Origin of the sequence: uncultured Shewanella sp. (genome assembly GCF_947495455.1) — a bacterium.
In the GTDB taxonomy this organism is placed as follows: Bacteria; Pseudomonadota; Gammaproteobacteria; order Enterobacterales; family Shewanellaceae; genus Shewanella.
In genome coordinates this window covers 1-18,633 of the sequence record NZ_CANLZC010000069.1, presented here as the reverse complement: position 1 = coordinate 18,633, position 18,633 = coordinate 1, and the positions used below count along the sequence as shown (strand labels likewise).

The 18,633-nt window shown below is 40.3% G+C and carries 14 protein-coding genes; 8 read left to right on the top strand and 6 right to left on the bottom strand.

From position 1 onward, the window contains the following. Nucleotides 1-100: 100 nt before the first annotated feature. The 3 genes from Q0791_RS16590 to glk form a co-directional block, all read right to left on the bottom strand. Nucleotides 101-2,581 (bottom strand): ATP-binding protein, encoded by a 2,481-nt coding sequence (locus Q0791_RS16590; protein WP_299008726.1) that lies wholly within the window; start codon nucleotides 2,579-2,581, stop codon nucleotides 101-103. Nucleotides 2,582-3,058: 477 nt separating this feature from the next. Further along, nucleotides 3,059-4,507 (bottom strand): FAD-binding oxidoreductase, encoded by a 1,449-nt coding sequence (locus Q0791_RS16585; RefSeq protein ID WP_299008723.1) that lies wholly within the window; start codon nucleotides 4,505-4,507, stop codon nucleotides 3,059-3,061. 218 nt (nucleotides 4,508-4,725) lie between these two features. Continuing rightward, entirely contained in the window at nucleotides 4,726-5,679 is a 954-nt protein-coding gene (gene glk / locus Q0791_RS16580; protein ID WP_299008721.1) for a glucokinase, read from the bottom strand. Between the two features lie 454 nt (nucleotides 5,680-6,133). On the opposite strand from glk, the gene tsaB reads away from it, so the two are divergent. The 7 genes from tsaB (at nucleotide 6,134) to rnd (ending at nucleotide 16,280) form a co-directional block, all read left to right on the top strand. Then, a complete protein-coding gene (gene tsaB, locus Q0791_RS16575) occupies nucleotides 6,134-6,853 on the top strand; it encodes a tRNA (adenosine(37)-N6)-threonylcarbamoyltransferase complex dimerization subunit type 1 TsaB (protein WP_299008719.1) in 720 nt (239 codons plus the stop codon). A gap of 833 nt (nucleotides 6,854-7,686) precedes the next feature. Continuing rightward, complete coding sequence (locus Q0791_RS16570) at nucleotides 7,687-10,032, top strand: hypothetical protein (protein WP_299008717.1); 2,346 nt, start codon at nucleotides 7,687-7,689, stop codon at nucleotides 10,030-10,032. A 197-nt stretch (nucleotides 10,033-10,229) separates the two neighbouring features. Next, complete coding sequence (locus Q0791_RS16565; protein ID WP_299008715.1) at nucleotides 10,230-10,895, top strand: M50 family metallopeptidase; 666 nt, start codon at nucleotides 10,230-10,232, stop codon at nucleotides 10,893-10,895. 234 nt (nucleotides 10,896-11,129) lie between these two features. After that, a complete protein-coding gene (locus Q0791_RS16560; protein WP_299008767.1) occupies nucleotides 11,130-11,903 on the top strand; it encodes a methyltransferase in 774 nt (257 codons plus the stop codon). 181 nt (nucleotides 11,904-12,084) lie between these two features. Continuing rightward, complete coding sequence (locus Q0791_RS16555; protein ID WP_299008713.1) at nucleotides 12,085-12,963, top strand: alpha/beta hydrolase; 879 nt, start codon at nucleotides 12,085-12,087, stop codon at nucleotides 12,961-12,963. 445 nt (nucleotides 12,964-13,408) lie between these two features. Further along, nucleotides 13,409-15,079 (top strand): long-chain-fatty-acid--CoA ligase FadD, encoded by a 1,671-nt coding sequence (gene fadD / locus Q0791_RS16550; RefSeq protein ID WP_299008712.1) that lies wholly within the window; start codon nucleotides 13,409-13,411, stop codon nucleotides 15,077-15,079. Between the two features lie 91 nt (nucleotides 15,080-15,170). Further along, nucleotides 15,171-16,280: a ribonuclease D gene (gene rnd / locus Q0791_RS16545; RefSeq protein ID WP_299008710.1), complete on the top strand. Its 1,110-nt coding sequence runs from the start codon at nucleotides 15,171-15,173 to the stop codon at nucleotides 16,278-16,280. A 55-nt stretch (nucleotides 16,281-16,335) separates the two neighbouring features. On the opposite strand, the gene minE is transcribed toward rnd, so the two are convergent. Genes minE through minC form a run of 3 tightly spaced genes read right to left on the bottom strand, consistent with a single transcriptional unit; the run spans nucleotide 16,336 to nucleotide 18,130 of the window. Continuing rightward, complete coding sequence (gene minE, locus Q0791_RS16540) at nucleotides 16,336-16,596, bottom strand: cell division topological specificity factor MinE (protein ID WP_299008707.1); 261 nt, start codon at nucleotides 16,594-16,596, stop codon at nucleotides 16,336-16,338. A gap of 29 nt (nucleotides 16,597-16,625) precedes the next feature. Further along, nucleotides 16,626-17,435, bottom strand: coding sequence for a septum site-determining protein MinD (gene minD, locus Q0791_RS16535; RefSeq protein WP_299008705.1), 810 nt, complete (start codon nucleotides 17,433-17,435; stop codon nucleotides 16,626-16,628). Nucleotides 17,436-17,464: 29 nt separating this feature from the next. After that, a complete protein-coding gene (minC, locus tag Q0791_RS16530; protein WP_299008703.1) occupies nucleotides 17,465-18,130 on the bottom strand; it encodes a septum site-determining protein MinC in 666 nt (221 codons plus the stop codon). Nucleotides 18,131-18,250: 120 nt separating this feature from the next. Here minC and Q0791_RS16525 point away from each other — a divergent pair, with 120 nt between their 5' ends. Beyond that, complete coding sequence (locus Q0791_RS16525; RefSeq protein WP_299008701.1) at nucleotides 18,251-18,532, top strand: YcgL domain-containing protein; 282 nt, start codon at nucleotides 18,251-18,253, stop codon at nucleotides 18,530-18,532. The last annotated feature ends 101 nt before the right edge of the window (nucleotides 18,533-18,633 follow it).

The window sequence follows — 18,633 nt, the reverse complement described above, 5'->3', positions numbered from 1 at the left end:
AAATTAAAAAAGCCCTTAAAACCGCAGGATTATGGGCTGAATTATTTCTGTCAAACCTGATTATTCTTCGAAGAAAAGCGTCCAAAATGACATTGAGTGATTACGAATATGTAATGTGCTTGTTAATCATGTCAAAGAGTTTGGCTTTTTGAATGGGTTTTGAGAGATAGTCATCCATGCCTACGTCAGTGCACATTTTGATATCTTGATCTAAAATACTGGCGGTCAGTGCCACTATGGGCAAGGGGGGAAGATGGCTTTCTTGTTCGTATTGCCGAATGGCCTTAGTCGCGGTAAATCCATCCATTTCTGGCATCATGCAGTCCATGAGAATTAAATCAAAAGGGAGGCCTTGTTTGATTTTTTCCAGTGCTTCTAATCCATTATTGGCTATTTCATAACGGTAATTTTCTTTGGACAAAAATAAAGACACGACTTTTTGGTTGACCAAATTATCTTCGACAATAAGAATGAATTTCTGTGTTTTGTCTGCGGTTGCATTGTTATTATCCGTTTTTGGTGCCGTATTCATTAATGCTTGTGCGGTTTTATTCTCGCGAAGGTGACAATATTTTATTCCATTGACTAAGGTATTGATAAGGCGAGTCCCAAGTAGTGGGTATTTGATAATGCCATCGATCTTATCCTTAAAGTCAATATTGGGGGTGAGAATGTGCTGACACACAATAAAAGGTATTGATGGGTGTTGCTCTTGAAAGGTGTTCAATTTACGGAAAAAATCCTTAGGATCTTCTCCTTGATAATGATAAATAACAATATGGTTTGCGGTTAAGGTTTGAATATCGCCAATATTAGCTAAACATTGTTTGACTGTGATGCCATAGTAGCTAAGCCTATTGCTTAATGTTTCGCTAAGTTCTGCATCATGGCTAATAAGCGTAATAGCGGCGTCTTTGAGAACTTGAGTGGCAGTGAAAGCTTGCTCATCGATAAGCCTGGCATCAAGAGTGAAAAAGAAAGTGCTCCCTTGGCCTTTTTTTGAATCGACCTCCAATTTTCCACCCATTAGCTCAACCAGTTGTGAGCTAATACTGAGTCCTAATCCCGTACCGCCAAATTGGCGCGTAATAGAGCTATCTTCTTGAGTAAATGGAGAAAAAATACTGATTTGCTTGTCTTTCTCTATGCCGGTTCCTGTATCGGTCACGGCAAAGTAGAGTCGTAATTGATTTTGTTGCTTGTCGCTCAAATGAATATGAATGGTAATGGTGCCAGAATGGGTAAATTTGATCGCATTAGACATCAGGTTCATTAATATCTGACGTAACCTATGTTCATCAAGTTGCACATTAAAAGGGACATTATCGTCAATGTTGACGTCTAAATTGATGGATTTTTCGATAGCTTTAGAGACTATGATGGCGAGTGTATCATAAGCGACTTCACGAATATTGGTTTCACTGGCGGTGATTTCTAAATTACCGGATTCAATTTTGGATAAGTCCAGTACATCATTGATAAGCATTAATAATGTTTGTGAAGATGTTTCTATGGTATCAAGATGTTCTTGCTGAGTGGGAGTGAGTCTGGTTTCAGCTAAAATACCTGACATGCCGATAATACCATTTAAGGGGGTGCGAATTTCGTGAGACATATTGGCTAAAAAGGCACTTTTGGCTTTATTTGATGTTTGCGCTTGTATATTGAGTCGTTTTAAATCATTTTCAATTTTAGTTAATGAACGGGTAAGATAAAATAAAACAGAAATGAGTGAAATAAAGAGCAATAAAATCAGTAAACGATTGAGATTTTCTAAGTTGTCGAGTTTATTAGTCAGGGCCAATGGAATTTCAATGTTAAGAATATTGAGTTGGTTTTCGACAGCATGAATACTGCGTCTAAGTAACCCTTGTAATCCCAAATGCTGATTGATCCCGACAGTCTGTTTCAATTCTTCTACTTGCAGCAATAGTGTAGTGAAGGTTTGGAGTTCATTGTTTAGTGCTTCATTATTGGGCTGAGAGGATAATAGCGACGTTAATTGTGCAATGTCTTGGGTAAAATTTTGTTGGTATTGAGCTTCATGTAAAATAAAATAATGATAAATATCTTGCTGTACTTGCCAAAAAGTGAGTTGTATATGCTGGTCTTTTGTATTGATAATGTCTTTTTCAAGGGCCATGAGTGCCAGTTGCAGTTGATGTTTCAATCCATCATTGTTTGCGCCATTGATCGTTAATAAGACCAAAGATAATTCATTCACGGTGCTTAAATAAGTGTCGATACTGTTGATCATACTGCCGCTGTCATAATCAAGGTTGATATTATTGGCATTGAGCAAATTTTCGATTTGGATGATATCTTGTTTTAATTGTTCTCCTTGTTCTTGTAATAATACTATGTATTGTTTATCCATTCTAGCGATAAAATCTTTTTCATGTCGCCTCATCATTAATAAGCGATTAGATGAATTGGAGACATTCATTTCAAGAGATAAGACACTATTTTCAGTTTCGATAATTTGATGGTTAAAATAGGCGAAAATAATAAATAAGATGATAATGGCGCTGGTGGCAAATTGAAGTTGAAGTTTAATTGAATTGGCTATTTTTTTGGGCATGATTAAATCGCTTTTATGGACAAAGATAAAATGAGAGCAACTTTCATGCTGTTGAGTATAGTTAAATTTTTCTTTTTGACGTGTTCTTTTCTAATGAAAAATATAGGAGGCTTATACCAATTCTATTATATAAGTGATCTTTCAGCGGGAATTCAACATGCTGTAGGCAAGGCAGATGATTGAAGCTAATAGTCATTCTATATCGAAAGCATCTAACGTAGCATAAAGTATGTTGAAACCCGCACAAAGTGAGCTTCTCAGACATTCCACTTCAGCGTTGCATTCATTTGAAAGGGATCACCATTACAGCATAAATGCGCCTTGAATTGAAAAGCCTGAGAAGCTCTGAATTGATCATCTATATAATGGAATTGGTATTACTATTTTTATTCTAAGTGAAGAATAGGTACTGTTAATTATCAGAGTTTATGATCCTGATATGAATGATGAGCTTAATTGATATCTCATTTTGTATTTTTAGTCTGCGGGCGGTATGTTGGCGTTGTGGCGGAATAAATTCATTGGGTCGTACTTCTTTTTTATTTGTCTGAGTTTATCGTAGTTTTTTCCAAATACAGAAGCTAGCCGATCAAGATGATCTTCTTCAACGCCTGAATGATTGATATAAATACGGCTTTCATTTGAATAAGCGGAGAGCCTATTCCATAGTGCTCGGCCCCAAGCGATGTTAGCGTCATCAAAGTGATCTTCAATCCAAGCTAAATTGGATTCTAACATAAAGTGGGGTTTTCTTGAGCCAAATGCGGTGTCCTCCTCGGGCACTTCTTTAAATGCGCCTCTGAGGCATTGAATAACAAATGATACATTTCCCTTGCAGGTGGAAAGAGGTCTTAACCGAAAGCCGTCAATAAATTCTTTTAAAATAGGTTTGTCTAATTGATCTGTGTATATTGATTTGAAATAAAAGCGTTGCGGCTGTAAGTCATCATTATTCCAATTTTCAAACCATTGCTGTACTTGTTCAAAAGGCATGATAGAGGTAGCATCGTGAAGTAGACCATCAAAAGAACAAAGAGCTTGAGTGTGTTTGTGTGCTTCTTTATGTTTACCAAGATGGACGCCTGCGAGCATGACCACATCTTGATTATGTAAGTGCTTAGGAAAACGAGTGCTAACGGGGACACGATAAATAAAAGCGACGGAGGTAAAATCTCGGCTGGCATTTTCCATAAAATTCTGCCATTGCAATAAAACGCTTTCTGCTTTATCAATGGCGTACATTGGACTGCAAAAGAGCACGTCGGGGCCGACGGGGTGGGCTTGAAATAAAAAAGAAGTGATAATGCCAAAATTGCCACTTCCCCCTTTGATGGCCCAAAATAAATCGGCATGCTTGTTTTTTGAAATGTCCCTAATTTTACCGTCACTGGTGATAATTTGTGCTGAGATGAGATTGTCAATGGATAAACCATGCTTGCCCGTTAGCCAGCCAAAGCCACCACCTAAGGTTAAACCTGCGACACCGGTTACTGATACCACACCGACAGGTACAGCTAAACCAACCGCTTGAGTTTCATGATCTAATTTATGCAATAAGGCGCCAGCTTCCACTCTCACTTGTTGAGTGTTTGTATCCACATGAATACCTTGCATTAAGGATAAATCCATAAGAATACCGCCTTCACAGCTGGCATGGCCGGCGACATTATGTCCCCCACTTTTAATGGAGATCACTAATTGATGCTTCATGGCGAATTGAACAGTGGCTTGAACGTCTGCCGTTCCTGTCGGTTTTATAATGAAGGCAGGTTTACGGTTGAAAATGTGATTAAAAATTTGTCTCGATTGCTCATATTCTTCGCAGCCTTCAAATAATATCTGTGAGTCTAGTTTGGAGCTAAAGTGCTGAAACTCAGTAGGTGAGATGTCGACATTATGACCTTGTAAATGTTTAATGTTTATCATGTTGCTTTGGCGCCGCTTAACTTGTCATCATTTATTCAATATATTAGTTGATGATTGCGACTTTTTACATTTTCAGGGTTATTTTAGGTTTGTGAATTTAAGTTGAATAGCAATGAGTGATTGAGGCAGTTGAGTTAACTTTAGCCCACGGGCTATGTTTTCATTAAAAATAAATGGAGTGGAGTCAGCATTTGAGGCTGACTCTAGGGCTAGCAGGGTTAAGGGGTGGATTGATTTAAATAGGCTTCAGCGCCAATGAGTCCGGGTTGGGGTTCAGTGATGAGATATAAAGGCGCTTGGCTGACATAGCTTTTGAATCGACCTTTATGAGTATAACATTGATTAAATTTGTCAAAATCTATGTGCTTAATAAGACGAGGCATAATGCCTCCAGCAATATACACACCACCAAATGCACCATTCATTAGTACAAGATCGCCTAAAAATTGTGCCAAAATGTCGAGGAAAAGTTCTATGCTTTCAACACATAAAGGATCGCTTTTTTGAATGAAGCCTTCTGTTATGTCTTTTGCATCGTGATAAAGCGGGGAGTGTTTTGCTTGAGCGGCCAAGGCATGATAGATATTGACTATCCCTTGACCGGATAATAATCTTTCGATGGATACACGCTCATGTTGACTAAACAGATAGCTCAGCACTTGTATTTGTTGTTCCGTGGACGGTGCAAAAGCAATATGGCCGCCTTCACCACTGATACAGTGATAGTGTTCACCAATGGGAACCAGTTGAGCAATGCCTAATCCCGTTCCTGGGCCACAAACCATTTTAGGGGCGCTGTCTTGGCCTTTTGCTTGACTCATCTTGATGAGCTGCGAGGGCTTTAAATAAGGTAAAGACATGGCGATGGCATGATAATCATTAATGAGATGGACAGTATTGATGTTGCAATGCTCTTCGATAGAGTGAGCTGAAAAGCGCCAGTCCAGATTAGTCATTTTGACATCGTCATTATCGTTAACAGGGCCCGCAATACAGATGCAAGCTTTATCAATAATGAACTGATTGTTTGTAATATAATGATTAATAGCTGCTTCTAAAGAGGAGAATTCGGCACATTTAAAGGTTTGAATGTGATTAATCTTACTTTGATCAGCGAGCGCGATACGAATATTGGTGCCACCGACATCGGCGACTAAATGATTTCGTTGCATATTCTTCTCTTGGTTTCACGGTTTAGTACTTAAGATAACGGATTTAATCAAGGTTGCGAACATGATTGCCGTTTTGTTACTTAATTTCTTTTATGGATTCTTTTGTTATAACATCCGTTTATCAATTTAATGAAAATGACGTAAATTAATGACCGTATACTTATTAGATAAAGCCAGTGTCTATTTAATGTCATTGATTATTATGACAAAAAATGGCTTTTCTCAATGAAATCGAATAACTTAACTGTTGTTTTTTTACCATGACTCACCTGTTAATGCAATATTGAGTATGGTGTTCTGATTGAATGTTAATGTTTGATGTGAACATTGCTGTGGAATTTAGGATGGTACCTATCATCGTGTGGTTGATAAATTTTAAATGAGCCAGACTTAACCTCATTGATACTAGCGGGTATACTAGCGGCGAATTATTATTTGTTGCGGTTACCCATAAATGACACAAGACGTTCAAAAAGAAACCTCATTAACGATATTAGCACTGGATACTAGTACTGAGTCTTGCTCTGTGGCGCTCATGACTGATGGTAGCACCTACCAACAGCAAGTGGATGCACCTCGTGAGCATAGTCAGCGGCTATTACCTATGGTCGACAGTGTATTAAAGCAAGCACAAGTGTCATTAAAGGACATTGAGTTAATCGCCTATGGCCGAGGCCCAGGGAGTTTTACAGGTATTCGTATTTGCACGAGTATGACTCAAGGTTTGGCATTAGGCTTGAATGTGCCTGTGATTGGCATATCAACACTTGCTGCGATGGCGCAAATCGCCATTACAGAAGAAGGGGCTAAGCAAGTCCTCTGTGCCATTGATGCTCGTATGGGAGAGGTTTACTGGGGACAGTTTATTGACGTTAATGGCATGGCGACTTTAGTGGGGGAAGAGAGAGTGAGCCGCCCTGAAGAAGTGACAATGCAATTGGATGCAGCGGTCAGTATTTACTGTGCTGGCACAGGTTTTGATGCGTATCCTGAGCTGCTAAGCTTAACCGATAAGATGAGTCTATGCGAACAAGCTAAATTCCCTAAGGCCAGCGCTATGCTAGCATTAGCACAAATGGGATATCAGCAAGGTGACGCCACCAGTGTTGATGAATTAGCGCCAGTTTATCTGCGTGATACTGTTACTTGGAAAAAACTGCCAGGAAGAGAATAATACCAATTCTATTATATAAGTGATCTTTCAGCGGGAGTTCAACATGCTGTAGGCATAGTCGTTAATTGCTTCATGCATTAACAGCCAGTCCCGCCATCCATGGCGGTCGCATATGATTGAAGCGAATTGAAGCTAATAGTGATGCTCGGCTTGGGTTCAAACGTGGCTCTACATCCCTGATCTGATGTTTACGGATGAACAAATGCCGTGCTCACATGGATGTGAATGAACGACCATGAAGTCGTATATCGAAAGCAGCTAAGTCGCATAAAGCGTGTTGAAACCCGTATAAAGTGAGTTTCTCGAGCATTTCACTTTAGCATTGCATTCACTTGAAAGGGATCACCGTTATATCATAAATACGCCTGCGGGCGTTTTTTAAATATAGTTAATGTTTAGCTGTAAAATTTTTATTATTTTATATTGGTATTTTTATTTAAATTACATTTTCTATATTTGATATTCAGTTAACCTTTATGTTGGCTGAATAGGTCGTTAATATACTCTTCAATAATGTTAAATATGTAATATTTCATGTCAAATTGTTCATTACGACATAATTTTATATCTTATTGTATTTTATATAATAATACTCTTCTCTTTTTGTCTTCATAGTAGGCATAATTAATTTTACAATAGATTCATTATGATATATTCCACTTTTTAAATTTAACATTGTCAATTAATGTTGATAAATATAATTTGGTGTAAATGGTCATTCAGAAACAGGTCTTAATTTTTTAATTCACTACTATAAATAAAAGTTCATCTTCTAGATGCGCCTTTTTTAATTTGAAAGACTCGTTTTATATTTAGTCAAGGGGAGTATCAAAATGAGACTTAATCAGAAAAAATCAAATCACAGTATCACTCATCCTTGTTTTCAATATAGCTTTTTATTCAGTGCCATTATCTTGTCTATGCTGGGTAATCGGCTGCAGGCGGAGACGGGTTTTGAGGATATATGTGAATTCAAAGACACAGATACAGATCTGGTGGAATGTACTTTTCCTGCTACTCAAAGCCATGTTGATATTGAATCATTGATATTGCCCATGATCCAAGAGTTTGACCCTAGGGCGGATTATGATACGCCATTTTGGGTTTCCAGCTGGGGAGGGAATGGCGGGAAAAGTTCATATAATGATTTTGATGGCCGTGGTGGTTATGGGGGCTATGGCTTTTTCTCTGCGACGCTTTATACCTTTGCACAGGCATTTCAGCAGACAGAGCTTCACTACTTTGTAGGTGAGGCTGGCATCCATATACACATCTCGTCGTCATCGTCAGGGACTGGGGGAGCCAGTTCTATTGTGGCATTACAAGCGAATTTGTCTGAAATCAATGCTGATAGCAGTATTAAGGACAGGGTGTTGTTGATTGCTGGCGGCGGAGGCGGGAGTGGTACTGGTTACGTGACAGGGCATCAGCATGATGGTGGGGATGGTGGCGTGGTATTGCCCGTTGAAGGTGTGAGTGTGTACGCTCAAGGGAATGATGGTGGGAATGGTTATTATGATTCTTATAATGGTTTAGGTGGAAGTTCTGAAGGGGAAGGGCTGGGAGGCATGGGAGGCAGTTCTGTCGAATCACGAAGTGGAAGCGATGGTTTTGGCGGGAAAGGTGGAGGTATGGTTTATCAGGGAACGAGTTATGAACAGACAGGCTGGCTTGCAGATTCACCTGTGCTTGTCTCTGAAGCAGATGGTTCTGGGGGGATGGGGAATAAGAAATATAGCGGAGGTGGCGGTGGTGGTGGTTATGGTGGCGGCGGAGCCGGAAGAGGAAGTGATAGTTCTAGTGAAAATGCGGGTTTTTTTGGCGGTGGCGGCGGTGGCAGTTTAGGGCATGGTAATTTGATTACCGCCAGCAATCAGCCCCAGGCATATGAGTCGCATGATATTAATGATGGTGAGGTAAAGATCACCTTTGATTTGTCTGAGAGCTTTTCACCAAATCTTAACTGCTATAAAACGCTATTAAATGTCGAGACAGATTATTTAGTGACCTGTGAGTTTCCTATTGAGGATAAAAATGGCGATGCAATATATAAGGTAGAGATAGATAGATTACTCTTTGATGCCAATGTTGCTGCGGGAGTGAGTTTAACGGATTATTTTATTGAGGGGAGTGGAATTATTGATGGTGATACCCCCGCGTGGATAAGTGCTTACGGTGGGGCAGGTCAGGGGGAAGAGATAGATCTCAGTCTAGATTATACGCAGTCGAGTATGGCGGGTGCACGAGGCTATGCGCAGACTCAATTAAGCCTAAATGATCTTGATAGCGATACACTTTATTATTATATCGGGTCTGAGGGGCCTTATTCAGGATGGGGAGGGCAAGCCACGTTAGTGACGACGTCTGAGTTAAGTGAAGTTAACCCATTGAGTAGCACTAACGCCTTGTTAGTAGCTGGTGGTGGTGGAGGAGCGGGACTCACTTATGGTTATGATGATACAGATTATCATTATGGTGGTAGTGGGGGCGCCGGAGGGATTGCGATAGCGAGTTATGATGTTGCTGGCATAGCGACGGGAGAAGATGGTTACTCATCGTTAGAGGGATATCAAGGACAAGGCGGTAACAGTGATGGTCAGGGAGCGGGTGGCACAGGGGGAACCGCACAAGATGGTATAGTCAATAGCTTATCGACAGGTAACACTGGCTGGGGGGGGAACACAGGTTGGCTAATTGATTATATTGATGGTGTTTATACTGATGATTGTTTTGAAGCTGAAGGACAAGTGAGCTGGGTAACGGGTACTCCGTATTTTGATGAAGCAGCAGGACAGGGAGGACATGGTTTAAAGGCTACCTCAGATCATTTGAGTCAATTTAGTTGTCAGGATTATTATCGCTATGATATGGCGGGGCAATTTTACGGGGCAATTGGCGGTGGAGGCTATGGTGGTGGTGGTGGCAGTCAGCTTTACTATGAGGAAGATGTGTATGAATATATTCCTTCTTCACCTGAGGAGTTAGATGATGATATTGATTATTACCTCGAATCCTATCCTTTTGCTTACGATACGAGTTATGTAGCTGGTGCGGGCGGTGCGGGGAGTTATTCTGCACCAGCCACTATTGCAAGTGATGCTTACCAGCCTTTAGCGGAAGATATAGTGCCAACGACGGGGGATGGTGAAGTGAGTATCACCTTTCATGTGACGCTTTGATAAGAACGGCTCAATACTAATCATAACGTTTATGTGAGTAAATCTTAAAGTCGAATATCATTAAATGTCGCCCACTGAGTCTTTAAAATACTCAGTGGGCTTTTTATTGCTGTATCACTAATGGATAGATAATATGGAGGGCTTATACCTAGCTTATATCTAGCTTATATCCAAGCCATTATCAATAGGACATCATAATGCGCCAATCTAAAATTCCCACCAAAGGGCGTTTTTTTATCGAGTTGTTTGTTGCGTTCATCGTGACGCGTTTACCTTTTATTCAAATTCCGTTTAAATGGCTAGAGAGTTATTTTCATGAACTTTCTCACGGATTGGCAACGCTAATGACAGGTGGGTCAGTGAGTCATATTCAACTGTTCCCTAATGGCGCTGGTCTATGTTTTAGCCAAGGAGGCTGGCCGGTTGCCATAGGTTTTAGCGGTTATTTTGGCGCTGCACTTTGGGGATTTCTGTTATTTATTCTAGCCACGTCTTCTCGAGGCATACGGGTCAGTTATGGGCTGCTAGGAGTGGGAGTGTTATTGACTATTGCATTGTGGGGGCGGGATCTCCTCACCATAGTGATCTTGTTAGTGCTGGCGGGTTTGTTTTTATTACCATTGAAACTTAAGGGGAAAGCCTTTTTTAATACTTGGCTTAGGATCATGGCCTTAATGATCATGCTCAATGCCTTTGCAAGCCCAACTTATTTATTAGGGATTGGAGGCAGGGGGGATGCGGCAATGTTAGCGTCACAAACTTGGATCCCCGCTTGGATTTGGGTGGCGATTTGGTTGTTATTGAGTGGTTGGATGCTGTTTTTAAGTTGGCGTCGAGTCTGTGATGCTAAACCATCTTCTTGATACTGTGATTTAAATTGATAGGTGAGAAAAACTTGGTTTTTCATTGGGTGGCTGTTACTTTGATTGTTTATTGAACGTCATGGAAGAAAGAATATGTCTTTAAATACTGTTTTTAATCCTCAATGGTTTTATTCATCACTGATCACTATGAAGCGAGTATTACAGCTAAAGCGCTGGCCTCGACTATTACTTGTCAGTGGGGGCTTATTTGCCGCAGGTTTGAGCTTTTCGGCGATGAGTAGCAGTGATCAAGTAAGTGCTAATGATCAGCTACTAGCGGCGGTAAAAAGTGATTTTAGAACCCCCAGTAATGTGGCACGGGATGTTTATCGGCACCCTTTTGAGACCTTAGTGTTTTTTGGCGTGAAACCCACTGATACTGTGGTTGAATTGTGGCCCGGAGGCGGCTGGTATGCTGAAATACTAGCGCCTTATTTGAACAAAAAAGGGCAATATATCGGGGCTATTTTTGACAGTCATCCCAGTGATGCCGCAAAGCAAAAGGGTTATCGTGCGACATCGGCAAAAAAATTTAAAATATGGCTGAAAAACAGTAAAACTCAGACTTCTCAGGCTGAGGTGGTGACCTTTGATCCACCAACGCATTATTCACTTGGACCAAACAATAGTGCAGATGTCGTACTCACTTTTAGAAATTTGCATAATTGGGCCGTAAAAGATTATTTATTGCCTGTGTTTCAATCGGCTTTTAAAGTATTAAAACCCGGTGGTACCTTTGGGGTTGTTGAGCATAGAGGTAAAGAGGGGATGTTAGCCACAAGTGGTTATATGGAGCAAGATGAAGTGATTGCTTTAGCAAAAAAAGTGGGCTTTACCTTAGTGGCCAGCTCTGAAGTTAATGCGAATTTAACCGATACGAAAGATTATCCTCATGGTGTTTGGAGTTTACCGCCATCGTTAAAAGGGGGGGATAAGAATAAACAAGCCTATTTGGATATTGGTGAGAGTGATAGAATGACGTTAAAGTTTATCAAGCCGAATCGTTAAGTAATAATTTACTGGTCGTTAATGGAAATAGGTTTTAATCTTGCTGCAAGACATTGAAGATTGAATAAAGAGTATGATTGAGTCAAGAAGCATGGCGATTTTATGCTCTTTATTTTTAGCTAGATGTGTTTATATCTGTATCTTGAAGTGACTTAAGTTAAGAGATTACGTAAGGGGTAATATGAGCGCCGTTTTAAATATTGAGCATGAAGAGGTTCAAATTCAATTACCTCATCTGAATTTGTCTGCTAGGTTATGGGGACGAGACGATAAACCTTTATTGTTGGCTTTGCATGGTTGGTTAGACAATGCCAATAGTTTTGAGCCCCTTGCGGGGCATTTGAAGGATTTTCAAGTGTTGGCCATCGATTGGCCAGGCCATGGACATTCCGATCATCACCCAGGTCATTACCCTTTGCATTGGGTCGATTATATTTATGATTTAGATGTATTAATGACTTTCCTTACAGATAGAAAAGCACCTGCTGCCATTGTGGGCCATTCATTAGGGGGGATTGTTGCGGCCGCTTTTACTGCCGCTTTTCCTGAAAAAGCGAAAAAACTCATTTTAATCGAAGCCTTGGCGCCTATTTTTGAATCGGCCAAAAAGAATAAAGCCAGATTAAATAAAAGCTTTAAAGATTATCAAACATACCTTACTAACAAGGAAAAAGCCCCCAGCGTTTACGATAATGTGAAGATTGCAGTGAATGCGAGGCATAAATTAACAGGGCTTGATTGGCCTTGGTGCGAATTGTTGACTCAGCGCAATATGGTTCAAAAAGGAACTGGAGTGAGTTGGCGCAGTGATCCTCGATTGAGATTAGATTCACCCACACGTTTAAGTTTTGAACAAGTGGATGCCTTGATGCAAGATCATAGCTGTCAAACTTTATTGATCACAGGGCAGGAGGGCTATTCAACATTGCAAACTGCACTGCCACAGGCAAAAAAATGGTTTAAACAATTATCGACCAGGCAGTTAAAAGGGGATCATCATCTTCATATGGGTAATGCGGCTGAAGTTGCAAGTGCGATCACGGATTTTATGAAGCCTTAACTGTTTTCGATATACGACTCATGGTCGTTCATTTACATACATTCGAATACGATACTTTTTATCCTTAAACATCATATGGATGAAGGTGAACGAGATTTTAATTCTCATTATTAATTTCAATCATCAACGACTGCCATGGAGGATAATGGCGGGACTGTCTGTATTTCATTAGTTCAAAGGCGCTTACTTAATAATAGGGCTTTTAAACCGAGTCTTTGAGCTGTTTTGAAACTCGCGGTTTTATTTCACTGACGTATATGTAAATTTTGACTAGGTTTTTTGTTTCATTTATGTGATGATGTTCAAAAAATAAAACGCTTGTATGATTTTTATCACTGGCAATAGAAACGCAAACATTAAGCCTGTTATCAAGGTGTGTCATGCATTTGATGAATAGGCTTTTGTTGTACTGCTTTCATCACATTGAAGGCATGAGGAGAGAGTTTTGGATCAGCCTTGGATTAATAATTTACCTGATGATGTACCTGCCGAAATAAACCTGAATGAATATGCGTCACTGGTTGACTTGTTTGAAAGCTCAGTGGCTAAATATTCAGATCAAGCAGCTTTTATTAATATGGGAGCCAGTTTAACCTATCGTAAATTAGAAGAACGTAGCCGTGCTTTTGCTGCCTATTTGCAAAATGAATTAAAATTAAAAAAAGGTGACAGAGTTGCAATTATGATGCCTAATTTATTGCAATATCCCATTGCTTTATTTGGCATATTAAGAGCTGGCATGGTTGTTGTGAATGTCAACCCTTTGTACACCCCACGTGAATTACAACATCAGTTAAATGATTCTGGCGCGAAAGCGATTGTTGTTGTTTCGAATTTTGCACACACCTTAGATAAAGTGGTGAAAAAGACTCAAATTGAAAGTGTGATATTAACGGGGCTCGGTGATTTGCTGAGTGCACCAAAGCGGACATTAGTTAACTTCGTGGTCAAGTATGTGAAAAAAATGGTGCCGAAATACCATTTACCTCATGCTATTTCGATGCGTCAATCTTTATCGAAAGGCCGTAGAATGCAATATGTAAAACCGCATTTTGATGCCTCAGATCTTGCCTTTTTGCAGTATACGGGTGGAACAACGGGCGTATCTAAAGGGGCCATGTTGACCCATGGCAATGTGGTGAGTAATGTTTTACAAGCCGATACGGCTTATTCTCCTTTATTAAATGACGGTGAAGAATTTGTGGTGACGGCCTTACCCCTTTATCATATTTTTGCACTGACAGTGAATTGCCTGCTGTTTATACATAAAGGTGCGAATAATTTATTGATCACGAATCCAAGGGATCTTCCGGCTTTTATTAGTGAATTAAAAAAATACTCGATCACAGCGCTAACTGGCGTCAATACATTATTTAATGCGCTAGTTAACTCAAAGGATTTTTCTGACTTAGACTTTTCGACTTTAAAGCTCTCTATTGGTGGCGGTATGGCAGTACAACGTGCCGTGGCCGAGAAGTGGCAAAATATCACACACACGCGTTTGCTCGAAGGCTATGGGTTAACGGAAGCGTCACCTCTAGTGACTTGTTGTCCCTATAATTTAGAGGGTTACAATAGCTCTATTGGTTTTCCTGTGGCCATGACTGATGTGCAGATCCGCAGCGATGATGGCAGTCTATTACCTCAAGGCGAAGTGGGTGAAATTTTCGCTAAAGGGCCACAAGTGATGAAAGGCTATTGGCAACGGCCCGAAGAAACGCAAAAGGTGATAGATGAAACCGGTTATTTAGCCACAGGCGATATTGGTTACATGGATGAAGAAGGCTTTTTTTATATTGTCGATCGTAAAAAAGACATGATTTTAGTGTCTGGCTTTAATGTTTTTCCTAATGAAATTGAAGATGTGGTGGCTATGCATTCCAATGTGGTTGAAGTTGCTGCAGTAGGCGTTCCCCATGACACTTCTGGTGAAGCGGTTAAAGTGTTTGTGGTTAAAAATGATGAAGCCCTGACGCCTGAAGACATTATTGAGCATTGCCGAGGTCATTTAACGGGTTATAAAGTCCCTAAATGGGTGGAATTCAGAAATGAGCTGCCTAAGTCTAATGTGGGTAAAATATTGCGCCGAGAGTTAAGAGACGAGCAAAAAAACTAAATCTGCTATTTCTTGTGTTAATATAACACTAGCATTGAAATAAGTCGGCATAGGTCGGCTTTTTTATTTGAAGCAGATTTTGGAGAAGATATTGTTAGCGTTTGAGTATATAGATGATAATGAGCGCCTTGAAGCGTTAGTAAGGCAGTATGAGCAGGCAGATTTATTAGTATTAGATACAGAATTTGTGCGTACTCGTAGTTATTATGCAAAATTAGGGCTTATTCAAGCTTATGATGGTCAAACATTAGCGCTTATTGATCCTCTGGCCGTGACGAATTTATCTGTTTTCTGGGCGTTACTCACTCAGCCTAATTTGATCAAAGTACTGCACTCTTGTAGTGAAGACTTAGATGTGTTTGCTCACTATGCTCAATGTCAGCCCGCACCACTTTTTGATAGCCAAATTGGCGCCAGTCTAGCAGGGTTAGGCCATAGTTTAGGCTACGCCAAATTAGTCGAGCAGCTTTTATCGGTTAACTTGGATAAAGGCGAGTCCCGTACCGATTGGTTAAAACGGCCGCTATCTCAAGCACAATTAGACTATGCGGCGAACGATGTGTATTACCTGTATAAGCTTTATCCTCAGTTGATTGAGACATTGAAAAATCAGTCTCGATTAGACTGGGTTCTGGCCGAAAGTGAGCGGATCACACAGAATCGATTAACGCCGGTTGATCCTGAAGAAGCCTATTTGAAAGTGAAAAATGCGTTTCAATTATTGCCTAAGCAGTTGGCTTGTTTGCGCGATTTAGCGAAATGGCGGCTAGAAGTGGCCGTAAAACGAGATATGGCCGTGGGATTTGTGATTAAAGATCATGCCTTGATCTCTTTGTCTAAGAAACAACCTAAAAGCATGGCTCAGCTAGCAAAGTTGACTGATTTAACCGAGCAAGAAAAGCGGGTTCATGGCAAGAAAATCATCGAGATCATGAGCCAAGTGAGTGATGAATTTTTGCCTGAGCCCATTGATGTGATTGCTCTTAAAACAGGCTATAAATCGGCTTTTAAAGCCATTAAACAGGTATTAGTGACTCAAGCTGAAGCGGCGCAAGTGCCAATTGAGTTACTTGGCTCAAAGCGTCATATTCATGAATATTTGCGTTGGTTATGGGACGGAAAAAAAGGTGATTTACCCTTAATACTGACAGGGTGGAGAGCCAATATTGTCGGTGATCACCTTAATGATATCGCTGTTTAAACGCTTTGCATAATGGCTTATTCTCATAGGTGAACATATGAGAATAAGCAAGTTGTCATTGCGGCTCTGGCAAGGTGACATTTAACTCAAGTACTGAGAGTTTTTCATCATTTTGATCTAAGTGAACCGATATTTTATCTGGACCCACATTTACGTATTTTCTGATGACTTCGATAATTTCTCTTTTCATTTCAGGGAAATAGTCTGGAGCGTCCCTTTCTCCACGTTGATGTGCAACGATGATCTGGAGACGTTCTTTGGCGGTTGCTGCTGTATTCACTTTTTTGTCACTTTTAAAATAATCGAGTAAAGACATAGTTAATTACCAAGAAGTTAGTATCCAAGTTAGTGACCAAAAATGCGTTTTAAAAAGCCTTTTTTCTCTTCGGTAATAAAACGTAATTCGACCTCTTCACCGAGAAGGCGAGCAACACTGTCGCTGTAGGCGATGCCCGCATCACTTTCTTCATCCAAAATAACTGGGATCCCGGAATTGGATGCCTTAAGTACAGATTGAGACTCTGGAATAACACCCAATAATGGAATGGCTAGAATTTCTTCGACATCGGCAACGCTTAACATTTCACCACTATTGACTCTTTCTGGCGCATAGCGGTTAAGTAGCAATAATTCTTTAACAGGCTCTAAGCCTTGTTCGGCCCGCCTGGATTTACTTTGCAACATGCCTAAAATTCGATCAGAATCACGCACCGAACTGACTTCAGGGTTGGTGGTGACAATAGCCAGATCGGCAAAATACAAGGCCATCATGGCCCCATTTTCTATGCCTGCAGGGGAGTCGCAAATAATATATTCAAATTGCTCAGCGAGTAAGTCTAATACTTTTCCGACGCCTTCTTTTGTCAGAGCATTCTTATCTCGCGTTTGGGATGCGGGAAGAATGTATAAGTTTGAACAGCGTTTATCTTTGATCAATGCTTGATTGAGATTGGCTTCCTCATTGATAACATTAACAAAGTCATAAACGACGCGTCGTTCACAACCCATAATGAGATCCAAGTTTCTTAATCCAATATCAAAATCAATCACGACAGTCCTATGTCCTTTTAGGGCTAATCCTGTTGCAATGGCAGCACTGGACGTGGTTTTTCCCACACCGCCTTTACCAGAGGTGACAACAATAATTTGTGCCATGTGTTACTATCCTTTTAATCTGTCGGTTGTTAAAGTGATAAATTATCGGCAGTTAAGCTATTCCCTTGTAAGCGAATACATGCACTTTGCGAAGTGACATTGTGCTGAAGGTTTTCTGTTAACCAATATTGGCCAGCAATAGAGACTAATTCAGCTTCAATTTTTTTCGCAATGATAACGGCATGTTTATCGCCTGCAGCGCCAGCCATTGCCTTGCCTCTTAATGTACCATAGATGTGTATGCTACCATCTGCAATGACCTCAGCACCATTGCCAACGGCGCCTATGATGATTAAATCACCACCTTTTGTGTAAATTTGTTGTCCAGAGCGAATATTTCGCTCAATGATCTTGGTGGTTTTAGGTAATTGTGGTTGATTGAGGCTTTGTTTGCCTGATTTTACAATGGCGAGACCCAGTTTTTTGGCTTGTTCAATCAGTTCGGGAATGGCGGCAGTGATGCCTACAATGATTAATTGACGTTGAGTGAGGATGTGTTTGAGTTTGGCTAAATCAAATAACGGATCGGTAATGAGCTCAATATTAATCACTAAAGGGGCACCGATAAAAAATTGTGGCGCGATAGCAAGTTTATTATCAAGTTCAGCCGTGAGTCTGCTCATATCTTGATGCTTAATATGAAGGACTGACAGCGTAAAGGATGCGCCCTTTAATTCTAGGCTTGGTGTATACATTCCTGCTTTACTCTTTACAAATGATCAACTTTACGTCGATAAGCATTAAATTCCGATCAGTCCATGTTATAGTGTCGGTAATTAGCTGGCAAGTTGAATTGTTTGGAAATTGAGCCTGATATGATCTGTGCAGTATATAAAAGTAGTCGTAAGCAAGAAACTTACTTATTTATTGAAAAACGTGATGATTTTACAAAAGTTCCCGAGGCTTTAATGCTAATGTTTGGCGCGCCGACATTAGTGATGATGCTGCCTTTAAGTAAACGCGACCATTTAGGGTTTGCTGATATTGAAAAGGTAAAAAGCGAGTTAGTGGATAAAGGGTTTTATTTGCAATTGCCTCCGCCTGTTGACAATTTACTTGAAGCCCACAAAAGAGAAATAGGGTATCAGCCCGATTAATCCTCTTTCCCTAGCTGATCATTCCTAGGGCCTAATACTGATCAGTTAATAATTTGGACGATCAATTGAACGATCTTTCAGATACGGTATAAAGACCTCTA

Excerpts from the sequence above, each read along its gene's own strand:
- Q0791_RS16590 (WP_299008726.1), bottom strand. The coding sequence starts at position 2,581 with ATGCCCAAAAAAATAGCCAATTCAATTAAACTTCAACTTCAATTTGCC.
- Q0791_RS16585 (WP_299008723.1), bottom strand. The coding sequence starts at position 4,507 with ATGATAAACATTAAACATTTACAAGGTCATAATGTCGACATCTCACCT.
- glk (WP_299008721.1), bottom strand. The coding sequence starts at position 5,679 with ATGCAACGAAATCATTTAGTCGCCGATGTCGGTGGCACCAATATTCGT.
- tsaB (WP_299008719.1), top strand. The coding sequence starts at position 6,134 with ATGACACAAGACGTTCAAAAAGAAACCTCATTAACGATATTAGCACTG.
- Q0791_RS16570 (WP_299008717.1), top strand. The coding sequence starts at position 7,687 with ATGAGACTTAATCAGAAAAAATCAAATCACAGTATCACTCATCCTTGT.
- Q0791_RS16565 (WP_299008715.1), top strand. The coding sequence starts at position 10,230 with ATGCGCCAATCTAAAATTCCCACCAAAGGGCGTTTTTTTATCGAGTTG.
- Q0791_RS16560 (WP_299008767.1), top strand. The coding sequence starts at position 11,130 with ATGAGTAGCAGTGATCAAGTAAGTGCTAATGATCAGCTACTAGCGGCG.
- Q0791_RS16555 (WP_299008713.1), top strand. The coding sequence starts at position 12,085 with ATGAGCGCCGTTTTAAATATTGAGCATGAAGAGGTTCAAATTCAATTA.
- minE (WP_299008707.1), bottom strand. The coding sequence starts at position 16,596 with ATGTCTTTACTCGATTATTTTAAAAGTGACAAAAAAGTGAATACAGCA.
- minD (WP_299008705.1), bottom strand. The coding sequence starts at position 17,435 with ATGGCACAAATTATTGTTGTCACCTCTGGTAAAGGCGGTGTGGGAAAA.
- minC (WP_299008703.1), bottom strand. The coding sequence starts at position 18,130 with ATGTATACACCAAGCCTAGAATTAAAGGGCGCATCCTTTACGCTGTCA.
- Q0791_RS16525 (WP_299008701.1), top strand. The coding sequence starts at position 18,251 with ATGATCTGTGCAGTATATAAAAGTAGTCGTAAGCAAGAAACTTACTTA.